Consider the following 18,068-nt stretch of genomic DNA (forward strand, 5'->3'; position numbering starts at 1 on the left):
GCCGTCTCCCACCACTGTAGGGGCTGGGAGTGTCCACTACGCTGGAACGCATGGATACGCCGTCGAACTCCCCCGCGAATTCTCCCTCCAGGGAATGGACGCACAAGGCCCTGCGCACCATCGAGGCCGAGAACAACAGGAGCGCTGACACGCACCTGTATTCCATCCCATTGCCGGAGCAGTGGGGGGTCCAGCTGTACCTCAAGGACGAGTCCTGCCACCGCACCGGGAGCCTGAAGCACCGGCTGGCCCGGTCTCTGTTCCTCTTTGGCCTGGTCAATGGCTGGATCGCCGAGGGCACCACCATTGTGGAGGCCAGCTCCGGCAGCACCGCCGTGTCCGAGGCCTACTTCGCCCAGCTGCTTGGACTGCCGTTCGTGGCCGTCATGACGCGCAGCACCAGCGCCGAGAAGGTGACACTGATCGAGCAGTATGGCGGGCGCTGCCACTTTGTGGACCGCGCCGAGGAGGTCTACCAGGCCGCAGCGGACATCGCCCGGAGCACCGGCGGGCACTACATGGACCAGTTCAGCTATGCGGAGCGGGCCACCGACTGGCGCGGCAACAACAACATTGCCGAATCCATCTTCGACCAGCTGGCCCTGGAGGAGCATCCGGTGCCGCGCTGGATCGTGGTGGGCGCCGGCACCGGCGGCACCAGCGCCACCATCGGCCGGTACCTGCGCTACCATCGCCACGCCACCGAGCTGGCCGTGGTCGATCCGGAGAACTCCGCCTTCTACGGCGCCTGGCACAACCGGGACGCCGGCCACACCACTGGCATGTCCTCGCGGATCGAGGGCATTGGCCGCCCGCGGATGGAGCCCAGCTTTGTGCCGGCCGTCATCGACACCATGATCCAGGTGCCCGACGCCGCCTCCGTGGCCGCCATGGAACATCTGCACGCACTCACCGGCCTGTCCGCGGGCCCCTCTACCGGCACCAACCTTTGGGGCGTGTGGCAGCTGGTGGCGGGCATGGTGGCCCGGGGCGAACGCGGCAGCGTGGTGACGCTGATGTGCGACGGCGGCGAGCGCTATGCGGGCAGCTACGGCAACCCGGCATGGCTGGCCGAGAAGGGGCTGGAACCCGGCGCCCATGCCCAGACGCTGGAGTCCTTCTTCGCCACCGGCCGGTGGGAGGGCTAGCGCTTTCGGGCCGCCCTAGGACTGTGCTGAACAATTTGGGTGGTTTAAGGCGCGCCTGCTGGACTTCGGGTCCTGGTCCTTAAGACTGGATGCATGCAAGGAATTGAAGAGGCCCAGCGCGGGTATTTGGATGTGGAGGCGCTGGCCGGGGAGCTGTTGGCCCCGGGGAGTGCCTACGCGTTTCTGGCCGGGCACCGCTCGGAGCTTTTCCCGGACTCGATGATGGAGGACCTGTTTCCCTCCACCCGGGGCAGGCCCTCGATCCCGGCCGCGGTCATCGGCACCGTCCTGGTCCTGCAGGCCCTGGAGGGTCTCTCGGACCGGGCCGCCGCCGAAGCCTTGACCTTTGACCTGCGGTGGAAGGCCGCCTGCGGGTACGGGCTGACCGAGACCGCGTTCCATCCCACGGCGCTGGTGCATTGGCGCAACCGCCTGCGCGGCAGCAGCAACCCGCACCGCATCACCGAAGCCGTCGCCCAGGTCATCACCGCGACCGGTGTCCTCACCGGCCGGCACCGCCGGGCGGTGGATTCGACCGTGTTCGCCGATGCGGTGGCCCGGCAGGACACCATCACCCAGCTGATTGCCGTGATCCGCCGTTTCGGCAGGGCCATGGAGCACGGGGCCACGCTCATGGCGGTCCATGCCACCTCCTACGATTACTCGCACGTGGGCAAGCCGGACATCGCCTGGGACGACAAGGAAGCGAAGGACGCCCTGGTCTCGGGGCTGGTCACCGACGCCCTGGCCCTGCTTGGCGCGGTGGATCCCGACACCCTGGAAGAAGACTCGCCGCAGGCGCAGGCCTACGTGCTGCTGGCGTTGGTTTCGGGCCAGGACGTGGAGCCGGCCGAGGGTTCCGACGGCACCGACGGGCGGTGGCGGATCGCCCGGAAGGTCGCCCGGGACCGGATGGTCTCCATCGTGGATCCCGAGGCCAGGCACGCGCACAAGTCCCGCTCGGTGATGATGGACGGGTTCAAGGGACACATCATTGCCGAACCGGAAACCGGGCTCTACACCAGCGCCGTGATGACCCGGGCCGCCGGCCCCGGTTCCAGCGACGCGGAGGCCGGAATCGGGCTGGCCGCCGCCGATCCGACCATGAAGGATACGGAGGTTGACTACCAAATGCTTGGCGATTCGGCCTACGGCTCCGGGCCCATGCTCGAACACCTCGACGGGGCCGGGCACCAGGGGCTGGTCAAGCCCAGGCCGCTGCGCCCGGCAGTGCCCGGCGGCTACGACCTGGACGACTTCACCCACGACGAAGCAAAGAACACGCTCACCTGCCCCAAAGGTGAGGTGCGCACCATCAGCGCCAGAGGCAACGTGAACTTCGGCACCGCCTGCAAGGCCTGCCCGCTGCGGGAGAAATGCACCACGGCCAAGGGCGGGCGCAAGGTCGTCATCACCGTCCACCACGCCCGCCAGCGCGCCCACCGGGCCGCCGCCCTCGAGCCCGGGTTCCGGCACGACTACCGGGCCCACCGGCCCCTGGTGGAACGGTCCATCGGCTGGCTGGTCGCCGGAGGCAACCGGGCCCTGAGATACCGGGGAGTTGAAAAGAACAACGCCTGGCTGCAGGTCCGCACCGCCGCGCTGAACCTCCGGCGACTCCTGAAACTGGGCCTCACCCGCCACAACGGGGCCTGGGCCCTGGGATAAGACCCGGAAAGGGCCCCCACCCCGGTCCTGGGCCAAATCCCAGCCGCGGGGAGCCACGAACGGAGGTACAAGGCCCGCAAAAATCACGAACCAGATCTCCGGCGATCAGAAAGGAGACCCCCAGCGGGCCGCCAAAGGCCCCGGAAAGGTGCGACAGCCAAACCCGCGGCCCCGAATTGCCCCTTGTTCAGCGCCCTCCTAGCGCGGATCGGCCACCTGCCCCATGAACAGCGGCAGGCCCGTCTCGGTGTCCACGATCTGGTAGCTGAAGGATCGGTCGACGGCCAGCCTGAGAGCAGGCACAGGAATCTGGCCGGAGACGGCCATGCCGTTGATCTGGGTGACGGCCGCGGCCACCGTCCCCTTTTCCGCCACCGTGATGGTGGCGGCCTGCGCCGCAGCCGTGACCACCAGCCCCGGCTGGATGGCGTTGAAATCAGCCTCCGGTCCCAGCGCCAGGACCAGGCCCATCGCTTTGAGCATGGGCTCCAGGTCCATCGTGGTCGCGTGGTCCCATGTGGGCAGGGAAAGGTCGACGGCGGTGGACCCGGCTTCGGACAGGGCGGCGGCAACCTCCCGGGCGCGCTCCGGGGACAGCGACGGCGGTGATACGACGGCGGGCAGGACCACGCGCAGGGCGAATCTTTCCCCATAGGGGATGTCGATGGCCTGCCAGCCGGGCCCCTCGGCGAACGGCACGGTGAGGAGTCCGTTCATCGTGGGCACCATGGCCTTGCCGCCACCGGCGGTGGTGAATTCTGCATCGTGCGTGGCGTTGGCGCTGAACGGGGTCTGCCAGGCGGCCGCAAAGAAGGTCGAGTTCAGCAGGCTGAGGGTGTCCTCCGGGCGGTACTCCGCCGGTGCTTCCTTGATCCGGCCGCCGGTGTTCTTGCTGGCCCAGGCATCGATCTGGCCCTTGGTGGCCGCGGCGTCGGCGAAATCCACCGGAAAGACGCCGGCCCCGTATTGGGCGGCCAGGGTGTGCAGATAGCCTTCGCCGGTTGGCTGGCTCTTGTCCACGAACAGCCCGTCGGCCAAGTGCAGCAGGGGCGTGGCTGGGGGTTCCTTGTCGTCCACCGAGCCGGGATCGCCGTCGTTCGTGGCCAGGGCCGAGAGCAGGGCGTTCATGGCTTCGTCCCGGCCCTGGGCCGGAAGGCCCAGCACGGAATCCAGCTCGTCCGCAGTCGCCCCTGACGCCCCCGTCCGGAGCATGGCCAGCGCCACGAGCAGGCTGGCCGGCGAGCCCACCACGTTGCCGTCGCCACCGGCGTCGACCAGCCGGGTGCCCAGGACGAGCGCGGCATCGGACAACTGCCGGATCTGGCCCGTGTAGTCCGCGCCGCCGGCGTGGATGCGCTCGACGCCAGCAGCCCGCAGCTCGGCCGGCGGCTGCGCGCCGCAGCCGGACAGGGACAGGGCCGCTGCGAGGAGCAGCGCCCCGGGTGCCGCAGTCCGATTCTTCATGGCTACACCTCCACGGACTCCCTGGCGGCCAGGTGGCGGAATTCGGTGCCGTATTGTGCACCGATCCGCTTCACATGCGCCTCGGTGAAGGCCAGCCCGTTCTCGTTAAGCAGTGCATCGTGGATCTGGAACGCCCGGGGCGCCCGCACCGAGGCGACGAAGTCGACCACCTCGCCCACCTTGGACCAGGGTGCATGGATGGGGACCAGCAGCGTCTGCACTCCGATGCCGGGCGGCACGATGAGCGAGTCCCCGGGGTGGTAGACGTTCCCGTCCACCAGGTACCCCACGTTCGCCACCACCGGAATGGAGGGGTGGATCAGCGCGTGCTGGCCGCCAAAGGTCTGGATGGCAAACCCGGCCACCTCGAAGGATGCCCCCGGGACGGCGTCGTGGATCCGCTCCGCCGCGGCCGGGGCCGCCGCACGCAGGGCCGTGGCCACGCCGGCCGGCGCATGGACCACCAAGGCGGGGGCCGCCGCCAGGGCTGCCACCACGGCGTCGGTGTTGAGGTGGTCGCCGTGTTCATGGGTGACCAGGACGGCGTCGGCTCCATCCAGCGCGGGGCCGGTTTCGGAGAAGCCACCCGGGTCCAGGGTGAGGACGCGGCCGTCCTGTTCGAGGCGGACACAGGCATGGGTGAATTTGGTCAGCTTCATGGAGCCCAGCCTAGTGCTTGAGGGGCATCAATCGGGCGCAGCCAGCGGCCAATCCATGGACCCGCTCCGCGGCGGACTGACCCCGTGGGTTAAGCTGGGTGTGGGGAAAATCCCCGCACAGGAAGGCAGCACCCACCATGTCCCAGGCACCAGCGGCCCAGCGCGTCACGAAGCAGCGCGTGGCCGTCAGCGCTGCCCTGGACACGCTTGACGACTTTGTCAGCACCCAGGAGCTCTACCGCCTGCTGCACCAGAACGGCGTGAGCGTCTCGCTGGCCACCACCTACCGGATCCTGGCCTCCATGGCCGAGGAGGGCCTGGTGGACACCCTGCGCAACGGCGAGGGCGAGGCCGTCTACCGCCGCTGCTCCGTCACCGCCCACCACCACCACCTGCTCTGCCGCCAGTGCGGCAAGGCCGTGGAGATCGAGGCCCCGGCGGTGGAGAGCTGGGCGGCGCGGATCGCCAAGGAACACGGGTTCACCGCCGTGCAGCACACCGTGGAAATCTTCGGCCTCTGCCCGGAGTGCTCCGCCGCGCAGGCGTCCGCGGCCCTCTAGGAGGGCGCCACCACCTCTTCCACCTCCAGCAGGGCCGCGTTCTCGTCCGCGAGGCGGGTCCGGCGGACGCTCCACAGATGGGTGAGCAGCATCAGCACCGTGCCCGGCACCAGCCACAGGGCCAGCTTGAGCGCATCGAAGCCAAAGTTCTGCCCGGGGAAGTACACCAGCGTCTGGACAGCATGCAGCCAGGCCGCGCCGTTCCAGAAGGCATTGAGCCCGGCGAACAGTCCGGGTTGCAGCTCCGGGGCGAAGATTCCACCCGAACTGGTGAAGTTCAGCGCCACGAAACACAGCGTCAGCACCGGCGTGGTCCACTGCCGCAGCAACGGATGCAGCCCCAGGCCCACCAGGACAATGGCCGCCACATAGAGCCAGGAGAACAGCCAGACCGCCCACTGGCCGGTGTCGATGACATGGTAGACGGGTCCGGCCACGACGACGCCGATCGCCGCCACCACCGCCGAGGCCGCGGCGGCCAGGCCAAAGCGCCAGGCCATCGGGAACCGGCCCATGGCGCCGGCAATCGGGATGGCGCTGGCGTAGCCGCCGATGCTCAGGGCCACCAGCAGGAAGAACTGCCCCTGCCCCGTGGTGTCGTGGGCGCCGGCCGGCACCACGTCCACCACCTCCAACGGCAGGTGCTGTTGGTAGGCAATGGGCCCGAACACCTTTTGCGCCACGCTGGCGCTGGTCTCCGAGGCGGCACTGGAGACGAACAGCGTGGCCCCGCCCTCGCCGGGCGCATAGGCGGCCACAATCTCGCGGCTGGCGACCAGGGCGCGGGCGGCATCGGCGTCGGCCACTGTGCGCACATCCAGCTCCTGGTACGCGGAGTCGTTGAGCGTCTGCGCAAACACCGCCGCGGCCGGTGTGCCGCCAACGACGGCGACGGGCAGGTTGTGCGGCTCGGGCTGGTGGAAGGCGCCCAGATAGGCCAGGCCCATCACCGCGGAGAGGACAAACGGAATGAGCATGGTCAGCCCCAGGCCCTTCCAGACCCGGGCCGGCGGCAGGGGCTGGCTGCGCGCGAGGCGGCCCCGGCCGGGCATCCGGTGCGGAGCCGCCAGCCGGTGCGGGACCGGTCCGGCCGGAGGAATGGGATCAATGGTCGCTAGATGGGTGCTGTGTGTAGTCATCGTCCCTCCAGCCTACGCTCAATGTTGCATTGTGCAACATTGAGAGTTGTCCGATGCAACACAGCTAGACTCGGGGCATGGGTACGCATCCGCGCGACGATGATCTGCAGGCCGTCTACGAGCACCTCCTCACCGTCACCCGCCGGGGGTCGGCACGGTCCCGGCGGCTCAGTGAGCCGCTGAGTTTTGTGGAGCATTCGCTGGTGCGCTTTGTTGCCTCGCGGCCGGGGGTCCGGGCCACGGACATCGCCGCCGCCTTCGCGCTCAACCGCTCAACCGTCTCGCGCCAGGTCAATACGCTCATCGAGCTGGGCCTGGTGGCCTATGCCACGTCGGGGGCCGAGGAGCCGGGCCGCGGACGTGTCCTTGGCCTCACCGAGCACGGCCGCGCGCAGCTCGCCAACTCCGCCGCGGCCCAGCGGGCCGTGCTGACCGAGCGCCTCAATGGCTGGTCCGACGCGGATGTTGCAGCCTTTGCGGCCATGCTGGCACGCTTCAACGAGGGAGCGGACGAGCCTACGCACGGCCAAGGAGGCTTCCAAGCCTCCGGCTAGGCTTGAAGCATGTACTTCATCGTTGTGAAATTCCCGGTCAAGCCCGAGCACGCCGAGTCCTTTATGGAGCTGGTGGGCCCCTTCACCTCCGCCACCCGCGCCGAACCCGGCAATCTCTGGTTCGACTGGTCGCGCAGCGTGGAGGACCCCAACGAGTTCATCCTCATCGAGGCGTTCGCCGACGACGACGCAGCGGTCGCCCACGTCAACAGCGACCACTTCAAGGCCGGGCTTGACTCCATGCGCCCCGCCCTGGCTGCCACCCCGAAGATCGTCTCCCGCAAGGTGGACGGGGCGGACTGGGATGCCATGGGCGAGCTGGCGATCGACGCCGGCTAAGGCTGCCGTAGGGCTCGCGGCTAGGGCTCGCGGCGCAGCGGCGGCACGAACAGGCCCAGCGGCTCGCGCACCCACCACGCCCCCGAACTGCGCCATTCGCGCCACGTGGTGTACCTGTAGCGGTACACCCGGGCCCGGATCCAGCGCGGCCCCCGGCCGGCGAAGGGATCGTGCCGGAGCAGCTTCAGGGTGGCGGCGTCGCCGGCCAAGAGCTTGTTCAGCAGCGGCACAAACCAGTTCAGCCCCGGCGAGCCCAGGGCCAGGAACCACATCAGCCAGTCCAGCCGCAGGTGGTAGGGCGCGCATTGGCGCGGCAACCGGCCCGGCTCCCCCGGCTTGCCGTGGAACCCGTACTCCAGCCACTGCGCATGGTCCGGATCGGCGTCGTCGGTGCCCTCGACCGCCACCTCGTAGCGGTTCCGGGTGATGGAGCCGAACGCGCCATAGGCGTTGCCCAGCCGCCAACGGTTGAAGCTGGCATTCATCAGCTGGTAGTGCGAGAACAGGTTGCGCAGCGGCAGCCAGGACAGCGCCACCAGCAACAGCGCCGCAGCCAAGGCAACGACGGCGAACCAGAGCGGGGTGCCCTCCCGCGCCGGAGCCCCGGGGGCAATCCCCGGCAGCACCGATGCCACCGGCCCGTCCGCCAGCGCCGAGGCGGCCAGCACGATGGTCAGTGCGTTCAACCAGGCAAAATTCCCCGAGAGCACCAGCCAGAACTGGGTGGCAATGATGATGGTGGCGGCCACGCTGGCCACCGGCTGCGGGGCGAAGAGGAAGAAGGGCACCACCAGCTGGGCGAAGTGGTTGCCCAGCACCTCCACCCGGTGCAGCGGCTTGGGCAGGTGGTGGAACCACCAGCTGAGCGGATTGGGCATGGGCTGGGTCTCGTGGTGGTAGTAGAGCGCGGTGAGGTCGCGCCAGCAGGAATCGCCGCGGATCTTGATCATCCCGGCGCCGAACTCCAGCCGGAACACCAGCCAGCGGATCAGCCAGAGGATGGCCACCGGTGCCGGCACCGCATTGGAGCCCAGGAATGCCGCCATGAAACCGGCTTCCAGGAGCAGAATCTCCCAGCCGAAGCCGTAGAACACCTGGCCCACGTTGACGATCGACATGTACAACAGCCAGACGGCAATGAAGGCGGCGAACGGCAGCCACGGCGGGCCCAGCTGCGGCAGGCCCAGCACCAGGGTGAGGGCGACGGCGGCGCCGGCGGCACAGACCGCCCGCAGCAGGGGATCCGAATAGCGCCAGCTGAACAATGTGGGTCCGGGCGTGCGGACGGTCCGCGCCAGATAGCGCGGCACCGGCAGCAGCCCGTGCTCGCCCAGCAGGGCGGGGAACTGGGCGGCGCTGGAAATGAACGCGATGAGGTAGATCCCGGCAACGCCGCGCTGCAGGATCAGCCGCGCCAGCTCGTATCCGCTGGAATCAAGGAGATCCAGCACACTTCAACGCTAGGACGCCGGCGCGGTCCCGGCAAGCAGGGCGGTGCTCCAAGGCCTCGGTGATCGACCAAGGTATGGTGGTCGACCAAGGCCGCTTGCGGCCGCGCGGAGACCCGGCCGCGGGCTACGCGGGGCGGACCGTCCAGCCGTGCCGGCGGCGCCAGGCCCCGATGGCCCGGCAGAGCACGTAGATCAGGAAGGACAGCGTGGTGACGTAGGGGCTGATCGGGATGCTGCCGCCCAGGGCCAGCGTGATGCCGCCCACCGTGGACACCATCGCGAAGGACACGCTGAGCAGTACCACGGCCTTGGGCGCGGCCGTCACCTGCAGGGCCGCGGCCGCGGGGGTGATCAGCAGCGCCAGCACCAGCAGGGCACCCACCACCTGGATGGAGAGGGCGACGGCGATCCCCAGCAGGAACATGAACACCAGGGACAGCCCGCGCACCGGCACGCCGCGCGCCACGGCGATCTCCGGGTCGGCACTGGCAAAGGTCAACGGGCGCCAGATGGCCACCAGCGCTGCCACCACCAGCAGCGCCGTGGCGGCCAGCACGGAGAGCTGGGCCGAGTCCACGGCCACGATCTGGCCGGTCAGCAGGCCAAACTTGTTGGCCGCCCTCCCCTGGTAGAGCGAGAGGAACAGGATGCCCAGGCCCAGGCCGAAGGGCATGATCACCCCGATCACCGAGTTCCTGTCGCGCGCCCGGACCCCCATGACGCCCAGCAGCAGCGCCGCCAGCACGGAGCCTGCCAGCGAGCCGAAGATGACGTCGGCACCGATCAGCAGGGCAAACGCGGCCCCGGCAAAGGAGAGCTCGGCAATGCCGTGCACCGCAAAGGCCAGGTCCCGCATCATGACGAAGGTGCCCACCAGCCCGCCGAGCAGGCCCAGGATGGCCCCGGCCAGCAGGGAATCGCGGAACAGCGGCAGGAGCTCGCCGTAGTTGGAAAAGTTGAAGACGGCGTCCAGAAATGAATTCCAGTCCATCAGTGCTCCTCCCCGAAGACGTCGCCGCCGTGGCTGCCGGTCCCATCGGGCCCGTGCCCGTGGGTGGTCGCGTCAGGCAGTCCCACCACCACGATCCGGCCGTTGGTGTGCAACACCTCGACATGGGTGTTGTAGAGCTCGGAGAGGACCTCCGTGGTCATCACCTCCGCAGGGGTTCCCACCCGGAACCGGCCGCCGGCCAGGTAGAGCACCCGGTCCACGTGGTCCAGGATGGGGTTGATCTCGTGCGTGACAAAGACGACGGCGGTGGAGTGCGCCGTGGCCTGCTCCCCCACCAGGGCGCTGACGGCCTTCTGGTGGGCCAGGTCCAGGGAGAGCAGGGGCTCGTCGCACAGCAGGACCTCGGGCGAGGTGGCCAGCGCCTGGGCCACGCGCAGGCGCTGCTGCTCGCCGCCGGAAAGCATGCCCACCGGCACATTGGCGTAGCTGGCCGCGCCGACCTGCTCCAGCAGGGCATCGACGCGCTCGCGGTGTGCCCGCCCGCCCAGCCGGATGCCCCAGCGGTGGCCGTCCAGCCCCATGCCCACCAGGTCCCTGGCCCGCAGCGGGGTGTCGGGGGCGAAGCCCTTTTGCTGCGGGACGTAGCCGATGTGGTTGCTGCCGCGCCGGGCCGGCTCGCCGCCGATGTGCACCGTGCCACCGCTGAGCGGGACCAGTCCCAGCAGGACCTTCAGGAAGCTGGTCTTGCCGCTGCCGTTGGGGCCCAGGACGGCGAAGAATTCGCCGGCCTGGATGTCCAGGTCCAGCCCGTCCCAGAGTGTGCGGTCGCCGTAGCTAAGCCGTGCATCGCGCAGGCTAACAACAGGTGCGGGCATTGGATTCCTTGGATCGTGGGGCGGCGGGGCCGCTGACGCACCGCGGCACCCCTACAGCTTATGGGTCGGCTAACGGCGCAGGGCGGATTCAATGTCGGCGACGTTCGTGCCCATCCAGCCGGCGTAGTCCGTGCCCGCGGGCAGCGTCTCGCTGAAGTCGACCACCGGCACATGGGCGGCCTCGGCGGCCTTCTTCACCAGCTCGGTGGCCGGCCCCTCGGTCTGGGTGTTGTAGGCCAGGAACTTCACCGTTCCGGAGCCCATCAGGTCAGTGGCCTCCTTCAGCACCGTGGCCGGCACATCCGTGCCCTCCTCGATCGCCTGGCTGAAGCCGGCGGGGGTCTTGTTCGCCAGACCCGCGGCCTCAAGCAGGTACAGCGGCACCGGCTCGGTCACGGCCACCGGCGCTCCGCCGTCGGCCGCCTTCAGCGCCGCCAGCCGGGTCTCCAAGCCGCCCAGGGTGGCCTTGAAGGCTGTGGCGTTGGCCGTGAAGGTGGCCGCATGGGCCGAGTCCAGGGCACCGAACCGCGCGGCGAGCGTGTCGGCCAGCGTCCCCATCGTGGACAGGTTGTACCAGAGGTGCTCGTTGAACCCGTCTCCGGTCGTCAGGCCGGAGAGCTGGACCACGTTGAGCAGCTTGGCCGCGTCCAGCTGGCCGCCGGCCAACTTGTCGAAGAAGTCGTCGTAGCCGCCGCCGTTTTCGATGCCCAGCGCGGCCTTGGAGACGGCCAGCTTGTCCTGCGCCGTGGCCTCGTAGGAATGGGGATCTTGGCCGGGCTTGGCAATGATCGAATGCACGCTGACCCGCTCGCCACCGATGGCCTCGGCAATGCTGCCGTAGACGTTGGTCGAGGCGACGACGGCGATGGTCCCGCCGGCCGCGCTGGGCTCCGCGGCCGGCCCGGCGCCGCCGCAGGCCGCGAGGCTTCCGGTCAGCGCCAGGGCCAATGCGGCCAGGACTGTGGCACGGGTTCGGGGCAGGCGGTGCAGCATGGGACCTCGGTTCAATCTAAATGAGAACGTTTACCAATAAGGATGGATTCAGCATAACCCAAATGGGAATCATTCGCATAAAGCCCCGAGGTCCCGGCTAGCCGCGCTCCGATCCGTTGGTGCGCCGCCAGACCTCGGCCTGGGTGGCATCGTCGATCTCGCCCACCAGCTGCTCGATGACGTCCTCGAGGAACAGCACTCCGGTGGTGGTGCCGACGTCGGACACCACGCGCGCCAGATGCGAGCCGGTGCGCTGCATGGTGGCCAGGGCATCCTCGATCTCCGTCGTTTCGCCCACCGTCACGAGTTTGCGGATCCGGCCGCGGGAAATCGGCCGGTTGTAGCCCTCGGGGCTGATGGTCAGGACGTCCTTCAGGTGCATGTAGCCGGCCAGGAAGGCCTCGCCATCGGCCACGACGAAGCGTGAGAACCCTGTCCGCCGGACCAGGTTTTCCATGTCCGCCGGCGTGGCGCCGTCGTCCAGGTAGACCAGGTCCGCCAGCGGCACCATCACGGAGCCGGCGGTCAGCGAGGAGAACTCCAGCGCACCGGTAATGAGGCCCGTCTGGTCCACCACCAACCCACGCCGGGTGGACTCCTGGACGATGCTCTGCACCTCTTCCAGCGTGAAGCTGGAGGAGACCTCGTCCTTTGGCTCGATCCCGAACAGCCGCACAATGTGGTTGGCGGACCAGTTCAGCGCCGTGATGACCGGTTTGACGCCCTTGCCGATGAAGACCAGCGGCGGGGCCAGCAGCAGCGCCGCCTTGTCCGCCGCGGAGACGGAGATGTTCTTCGGCACCATCTCGCCAAAGGTCACGTGCAGGAACGTGACGATCAGCAGGGCGATGACAAAGGCCACCGGCCCCACCACGTCGTCGGAGAGGCCCAGCGCGTGCAGTGGATCGGCCAGCAGGTGGTGGATGGCGGGCTCGGCCACGTTGAGGATCAGCAGCGAACACACGGTGATGCCCAGCTGCGAGCAGGCCAACATCAGCGAGACGTTTTCCATCGCCGCCAGCGTGGTCTTGGCCCGGGCGGACCCGGCCTCGGCCAGCGGTTCGATCTGGCTGCGCCGGGCGGACATGATGGCAAACTCTGCCGCCACAAAGAAGGCGTTGCCCAGCAGCAGGACCACCAGCCAGAGAATTCCTGCCCAGCCGCTCATGCCGCACCTCCGTTGCCCGGGCGGGTGCCGCCGTCGCCGTCGGTACAAACCGGCGCCGGCACAAACCGGATCCGGTCGATGCGGCGCTGTTCCAGCCGCTCCACCTCAAGCGCTCCACCGTCCACCGGGACGCTGTCGCCCAGGACGGGGATGCGGCCGAGCGCGGCCATCATGAAGCCGCCCACCGTCTCGTAGCTGGACTCGTCCGGGACGCTCAGGCCCGGGATCTGCTCCGAGGCCTCGTCCGGCCGGAGCATGCCGGGGAAATGCCAGCAGCCGTCCTCGGAGCGCTTGACCCCGGGCCGGGACCTGTCGTGCTCATCGGAGACCTCGCCGACGATTTCCTCCACCAGGTCCTCCAAGGTGGTGATGCCGGCGGTGCCGCCGTATTCGTCCACCACCACGGCCAGCTGCAGGTTGCCCCCGCGCAGCTGGAGCAGCAGGGCGTCCAGGTGGATGGTCTCGGGCACGCGCATGACGTCCGTCATGATGGCGCCGGCCTGGACCTCGCCGCGCTTGTGCGCGGGGATGGCCACGGCCTTCTTCACGTGTGCCACGCCCTTGATGTCATCACTGGATTCGCCCACCACCGGGAAGCGCGAGTATCCCGTGCGCCGGGCGGCGTCGATGATCTCCTGGACGGGACTGTCGGCGTCGATGGTTTCCACCCGCATGCGCGGGGTCATGACGTCCGCCGCGGTGCGGTCGGAGAAGCTCAGGGTCCGCGCCACAAAGCGTGCCGTACCCGGATCCAGGGTGCCCATGGCGGCCGAGCGGCGCACCAGGGAGGCCAGTTCCGCGGGCGTGCGGGCGCCGGAGATCTCTTCCTTGGCCTCCAGCCCGAACAGGTTCAGCACCTTGTTGGAGAAGCCGTTGAGCACCACGATGGCGGGCTTGAAGAGGGCCGTGAACACCAGCTGCGGGCGGGCCACGGCCTTGCCGATCTCAAAGGAGCGCGAGATGGCCATGTTCTTGGGCACCAGCTCGCCGATCAGCATGGAGAGCAGCGTGGCCACCACCATGGCCGTAGTGAGGGCCACCGGTGCCACGCTGGCCGGCGGAAGCCCGACGGCGGTGAGCGGGCCGCGCAGCAGTCCGCCCAGGGCGGGCTCCATGACGAAGCCCGTCATCAGCGTCGTCAAGGTGATGCCGAGCTGGCAGCTGGAGAGCTGGGTGGAGAGGGATTTGAGGCAATGCAGCAGCGGAGCGGCGGCATGGTCGCCGTTGTCGACGGCGCGCTGGACGCTGGACTGGTCCAGGGCGACAAGGGAGAACTCAACGGCCACAAAGAAGCCGGTGCCCAGGATCAGCAGCAGTCCGCCCAGCAGGAGGAGCCATTCCATTACGGCGCCACCCCTTGGACGGTGCAGCCGGGCGCAGGGCCTCGGGCAGGCGGAGGGTGGTCGGCGCCGGGGCCGGCCGGGGAAAGCGTGGAGGTACGGTGGGCGCGGGTGCGGGGTCTGCCGGCATGGGCGGGGTTCGCTTCGGTGCTGTGTGCACCGTGCGAGGACCCCGGGCGCCGGCCCCTAGAGTTGCTGTCCATAGGATTTTCAGTCTACATGAGCGGGTTTTATCCCCACGCGCGTGCGCCGGTCCGCAACCGGCTCAGGCCAGGGCGCTGCCGGGCCCCAGCGTGTGGAAGCCGCGGCGGTGGTAGACCAGTGGTCCGGCGTCCCCTGCCGCCGGGTCCGGTGCGGGCAGGATCTCCAGCACCGTGGCGGCGATCAGCACCGAGCCCCCGGCCGGCGTCCGGCTGAGGGTGGCGCAGCGCAGCGTCCGACCGCCGTGGGCCAGGATCGGCTCGCCGGTGGGCAGCGTGGTCCAGTCCATCGCCGCGGTGAACCGCTCCGCGCCAGGGCTGGCGAAGATCCGGGCGAGGTCGACGTCGCCGCTGCCGAGCAGGTGGACCACAAACGTCCCCGCGGCGGCGATGGCGGCGGCGGAGCCCGCACGGGAGGCGAGCGAGAACGCCAGGATGGCGGGTTCGGCGGAGACCGAGGCCACCGAGGAGGCGGTCAGCCCCACGGGCCCGGTGCCGGTGTTGGCGGTGATGATGGCCACCCCGGCCGGGTGGTTGCCGAAGGCGTCCTTGAAACTGTCCGCCACGCTGGGTGCCGCCTGCGGCTGCGCCGTCATGTATCCGTCCTGCCTGTCCGCGCCGGCGGCGGACTGCCACCGGCCTGGCTCGACTCTAGGACCTCAACTTTGGTTGAGGTCAAATCGCGTCAAAGGCGCGCGCGCCGGGTCCGGCCTCGCCCTGGCTGTCGTTCGGGTTGACGAAGCGGCAATCGGCCAGCGACAGGCAGCCGCAGCCAATGCACCCGCCCAGATCCCCGCGCAGCTTCTCCAATGCCTCGATCCGGGCATCCAGCTCCCGGCGCCAATGCGCGGAGAGCCGCTGCCAGTCCTCCTTTTCCGGCACCCCGTCAGCCGGCAGCTCGGCGAAGGCCTCCGCCACCTGGGCCAGCGAAACCCCGGCGCGCTGGGCGGCCCGGATGACTGCCACGCGGCGCAGCACGGAGCGGTCGTAGCGGCGCTGGTTGCCCGCCGTCCGGCGGCTCTCGATCAGCCCCTGGCGCTCGTAGAAGTGCAGTGCGGACACGGAAACGCCGCTGCGGGAGGCCAATTGGCCCACCGTCAGCTCCGGCGCCGGGTCGGCACCGGCGGAAACGGCACCGGAGGTGGCGGGTTCGCCGGGCGTGGGTTCCATACCTCTGGTATATCAAAGACGGAGGCCGCTCCCCCAAGGAAACGGCCTCCGCGATTGTTGGCAGTGCCGGCGCCTATCGGCGCCGGCGGCTACAGTGCTGGTGCCTAAAGGCGGGTGTCGAAGGAATCGCAGAAGACGTTCTCGTTGAACGTGCCCTGGAACTCCGACTTGCCCTGGATCTTCTCGATGGTGGCCCGGATGGCCTCCACCGTGCCGGCATGGGCGTGGATCGCCGTCTTGACCATGGGCACGTCGATCAGGTGGTTGGGCTGGTTGAGCGAGACAAACACCGTGGGCACCTCGGTGGCGTACCAGGGGATCTCCGCGCCCATCGGCGTGGACCACTTGATCCGGATGGCCGCCTCCTGGGCAAAGCCCTTGACGTTGGCAAAGACGAACGCGGCATCGTACTTGTCCGCGTAGTCGCCGGTGGCTTCCTCGGAGATGACCGACATGAAGTTCACGCCCTCCTCCCCCGCGGCTGTGCGCTGGGCCGCCGTCTTGAAGGTGTGGACCTCAAATCCGGCCCGTACCAGCTCCGCTGCCACCACATCCAGGTATCCCAAGGGATCGGCCATGGTGAAGTCCGAGCCGCCCGAAATGCCGTACAGCCGGATCCGTTTGTGGGTCGCGGGAGTGATCGGCAGGTTCGACGCCGTGTCCTTGACCAACGTGACGGTCTTGTCCGCAATCTCCGCGGCAATGGCGCGGTGCGCGTCGCTGCCGATGGCCGCCAGGGCCTCGGGGCCGGGCACCAGTGCATTCCGGTCCTGGCGGTGCAGGCCCAGGGAGGCCTTCAGCGCCAGGATCCGGCGCAGCGCATCCTGCAGACGGGCCTCGGTGATGACGCCGGACTTGTAGCCCTCGAGCATGTACCCGAAGTCCTCCTCCGGGTTGCGGAAGAAGAGGAACATGTCGCAGCCCGCGGCAATGGTGGCCGGGACCTGGTCCTTGCGCTTCATGGCCTGGGTCAGTCCCACCATCTGCGAGGCATCGGTCAGCACAAGGCCGTTGAAGCCCAACTCGCCGCGGAGCAGGTCCTGGAGCAGCTCCGGGGCCAGCGTGGCGGGCAGGATGTCCTTGTCCGCCAGGCCCGGGCGGAAGTGCCGGGAGACCTCCGGTGCGCCGATGTGGCCGATCATGATGGACTGCACGCCATGGCCGATCATCTCCCGGTACACGTGCCCGTACGTCCGGTTCCACTCCTCGTAGCCGAGGGTGTTGTAGGACGTGACCACGTGCTGGTCGCGCTCATCCATGCCGTCGCCCGGGAAGTGCTTCATGGCACAGACGGTGGGTGACTCGCTGATGCCGTCGAAGTACTCCTTGGCGCGTTCCACCACAACCTGGGGCGTGTTGCCGAAGGCGCGGGTGGAGATGACGGTGTTGCGCCAGTTGTAGTGGATGTCCACGATCGGCGCGAAGGCCCAGTTGCAGCCCAGCGCCGCTGTCTCAACGCCGGCAACCTGCCCCATCTTCCGGGCAATCGACTTGTCCGGATGGGATCCGGCCTGCAGGTGCGTGGAGACGTACGTGCCGTCGTCGCAGCTTCCGGCGCCGCCCATTTCCGGGTTCGAGGCCACGAGCAGCGGAACCTTGGTCTTGGACTGGGCGTGGCGGATGTGCTCCTGCACGGCAGAGGAAGGCCCCGGGCGGTAGCGCATGCCGCCGACATGGAAGTTCTCCAGCACCCCGTCAAGGTACTCCGGGGCATAGGAGTTGTTGTGGTTGATGAACAGCTGGCCGATCTTCTCTTCCAGCGTCATCGAGGCAATGGTCGACTCCACCCAGGCGATGTCGCCGTCGGAGAGGTTGAACGGCGCCGCCGCCATGTCCACCAGGAAGGGACCCTCGGCCGTGGCGGAGGTGGACGGCCCGGCAACGCCGGCCAGTCCGGCCAACGCCGCCGCAACCACCTCGTCCACCGGCAGGGCGATGTCGACGGCGGTGCCGGCCTCATCGGAGCCCAGCGGTTCCAGCGCCGCCAGCTGGGAATCCAGCAAGGTGGCGGGCATGAAGTGGCCGCTGCGGCCCTCCAGCCGTGCGCCGAGGACCTCGCGGCTGCCGTCCAGGTGCACGAATACCGTCTCCGGCACCTGGGCGCGGATCGCGTCGCGGTAGCTGCGCTTGAGCGCCGAGCAGGCCAACACCAGACCAGCGCCGCCGGGGCCCTCGGCGTCGGCCAGTGCAGCGCCCACAATGGCCAGCCAGGGCCAGCGGTCCGCGTCGTCCAGCGGGGTGCCGGCGGCCATCTTGGCCACGTTTTCCACCGGGTGCAGGGAATCGGCGTCGGTGAACGCGAGCCCCAGCTCGTGGGCAATCAGGGCCCCGATCGTCGTCTTGCCGCAGCCGGAGACGCCCATGACGACGATCCGGGCCGGGGAAGTG

General features: G+C 69.1%; 17 protein-coding genes. 5 read left to right on the forward strand and 12 right to left on the reverse strand.

The features are described 5' to 3' along the window. The first annotated feature begins 50 nt into the window (after positions 1 to 50). Both ACQCSX_RS08210 and ACQCSX_RS08215 read left to right on the forward strand, forming a co-directional pair. Positions 51 to 1,148: a PLP-dependent cysteine synthase family protein gene (locus ACQCSX_RS08210; RefSeq protein WP_427019008.1), complete on the forward strand. Its 1,098-nt coding sequence runs from the start codon at positions 51 to 53 to the stop codon at positions 1,146 to 1,148. 93 nt (positions 1,149 to 1,241) lie between these two features. Next, complete coding sequence (locus ACQCSX_RS08215; protein ID WP_427015623.1) at positions 1,242 to 2,816, forward strand: IS1182 family transposase; 1,575 nt, start codon at positions 1,242 to 1,244, stop codon at positions 2,814 to 2,816. A 198-nt stretch (positions 2,817 to 3,014) separates the two neighbouring features. On the opposite strand, the gene ACQCSX_RS08220 is transcribed toward ACQCSX_RS08215, so the two are convergent. Next, complete coding sequence (locus tag ACQCSX_RS08220) at positions 3,015 to 4,280, reverse strand: serpin family protein (RefSeq protein WP_427018511.1); 1,266 nt, start codon at positions 4,278 to 4,280, stop codon at positions 3,015 to 3,017. A gap of 2 nt (positions 4,281 to 4,282) precedes the next feature. Next, on the reverse strand, positions 4,283 to 4,939 hold the full coding sequence (locus ACQCSX_RS08225) for an MBL fold metallo-hydrolase (protein WP_427018512.1): 657 nt from the start codon (positions 4,937 to 4,939) through the stop codon (positions 4,283 to 4,285). A gap of 137 nt (positions 4,940 to 5,076) precedes the next feature. Here ACQCSX_RS08225 and ACQCSX_RS08230 point away from each other — a divergent pair, with 137 nt between their 5' ends. Further along, positions 5,077 to 5,499: a Fur family transcriptional regulator gene (locus ACQCSX_RS08230; protein WP_427018513.1), complete on the forward strand. Its 423-nt coding sequence runs from the start codon at positions 5,077 to 5,079 to the stop codon at positions 5,497 to 5,499. On the opposite strand, the gene ACQCSX_RS08235 is transcribed toward ACQCSX_RS08230, so the two are convergent. Beyond that, entirely contained in the window at positions 5,496 to 6,638 is a 1,143-nt protein-coding gene (locus tag ACQCSX_RS08235; protein WP_427018514.1) for a hypothetical protein, read from the reverse strand. The two genes, ACQCSX_RS08230 and ACQCSX_RS08235, sit on opposite strands and share 4 nt — an antisense overlap. Before the next feature lie 77 nt (positions 6,639 to 6,715). Between ACQCSX_RS08235 and ACQCSX_RS08240 the strand changes: the two genes are divergently transcribed. Both ACQCSX_RS08240 and ACQCSX_RS08245 read left to right on the forward strand, forming a co-directional pair. Then, a complete protein-coding gene (locus ACQCSX_RS08240) occupies positions 6,716 to 7,192 on the forward strand; it encodes a MarR family winged helix-turn-helix transcriptional regulator (protein WP_427018515.1) in 477 nt (158 codons plus the stop codon). Between the two features lie 9 nt (positions 7,193 to 7,201). Further along, entirely contained in the window at positions 7,202 to 7,531 is a 330-nt protein-coding gene (locus ACQCSX_RS08245) for a putative quinol monooxygenase (RefSeq protein ID WP_427018516.1), read from the forward strand. Positions 7,532 to 7,551: 20 nt separating this feature from the next. Here the strand turns inward: ACQCSX_RS08245 and ACQCSX_RS08250 are convergent, their stop codons facing one another. The 9 genes from ACQCSX_RS08250 to ACQCSX_RS08290 all read right to left on the reverse strand — a co-directional run bounded on the left by ACQCSX_RS08250 (position 7,552) and on the right by ACQCSX_RS08290 (position 18,043). Beyond that, a complete protein-coding gene (locus ACQCSX_RS08250; protein WP_427019009.1) occupies positions 7,552 to 8,979 on the reverse strand; it encodes a lipase maturation factor family protein in 1,428 nt (475 codons plus the stop codon). A gap of 127 nt (positions 8,980 to 9,106) precedes the next feature. Next, on the reverse strand, positions 9,107 to 9,973 hold the full coding sequence (locus ACQCSX_RS08255) for a metal ABC transporter permease (protein WP_427018517.1): 867 nt from the start codon (positions 9,971 to 9,973) through the stop codon (positions 9,107 to 9,109). Continuing rightward, positions 9,973 to 10,809 (reverse strand): metal ABC transporter ATP-binding protein, encoded by an 837-nt coding sequence (locus ACQCSX_RS08260; RefSeq protein WP_427018518.1) that lies wholly within the window; start codon positions 10,807 to 10,809, stop codon positions 9,973 to 9,975. Before ACQCSX_RS08260 ends, ACQCSX_RS08255 begins: the two co-directional genes overlap by 1 nt. Positions 10,810 to 10,878: 69 nt before the next feature. Next, the gene (locus ACQCSX_RS08265; protein WP_427018519.1) at positions 10,879 to 11,802 is read right to left on the reverse strand and encodes a metal ABC transporter solute-binding protein, Zn/Mn family; all 924 of its coding nucleotides are present in this window, start codon (positions 11,800 to 11,802) and stop codon (positions 10,879 to 10,881) included. Between the two features lie 97 nt (positions 11,803 to 11,899). Beyond that, on the reverse strand, positions 11,900 to 12,970 hold the full coding sequence (locus ACQCSX_RS08270) for a hemolysin family protein (RefSeq protein ID WP_427018520.1): 1,071 nt from the start codon (positions 12,968 to 12,970) through the stop codon (positions 11,900 to 11,902). Further along, positions 12,967 to 14,313, reverse strand: a complete 1,347-nt coding sequence (locus ACQCSX_RS08275) for a hemolysin family protein (protein ID WP_427018521.1) — start codon at positions 14,311 to 14,313, stop codon at positions 12,967 to 12,969. The genes ACQCSX_RS08270 and ACQCSX_RS08275 overlap by 4 nt, the downstream gene beginning before the upstream one ends. A 262-nt stretch (positions 14,314 to 14,575) precedes the next feature. Further along, positions 14,576 to 15,106: a flavin reductase family protein gene (locus tag ACQCSX_RS08280; protein WP_427018522.1), complete on the reverse strand. Its 531-nt coding sequence runs from the start codon at positions 15,104 to 15,106 to the stop codon at positions 14,576 to 14,578. 79 nt (positions 15,107 to 15,185) lie between these two features. Then, positions 15,186 to 15,680 carry a redox-sensitive transcriptional activator SoxR gene (gene soxR / locus ACQCSX_RS08285; RefSeq protein ID WP_427018523.1) on the reverse strand — a complete coding sequence of 165 codons (495 nt, stop codon included), beginning with the start codon at positions 15,678 to 15,680 and terminating at the stop codon, positions 15,186 to 15,188. 104 nt (positions 15,681 to 15,784) lie between these two features. Beyond that, positions 15,785 to 18,043: a gluconokinase, GntK/IdnK-type gene (locus tag ACQCSX_RS08290; protein ID WP_427019010.1), complete on the reverse strand. Its 2,259-nt coding sequence runs from the start codon at positions 18,041 to 18,043 to the stop codon at positions 15,785 to 15,787. Positions 18,044 to 18,068 lie beyond the last annotated feature (25 nt).

The sequence above is a fragment of the Pseudarthrobacter sp. P1 genome (genome assembly GCF_050156935.1).
Classification (GTDB): domain Bacteria; phylum Actinomycetota; class Actinomycetes; order Actinomycetales; family Micrococcaceae; genus Specibacter.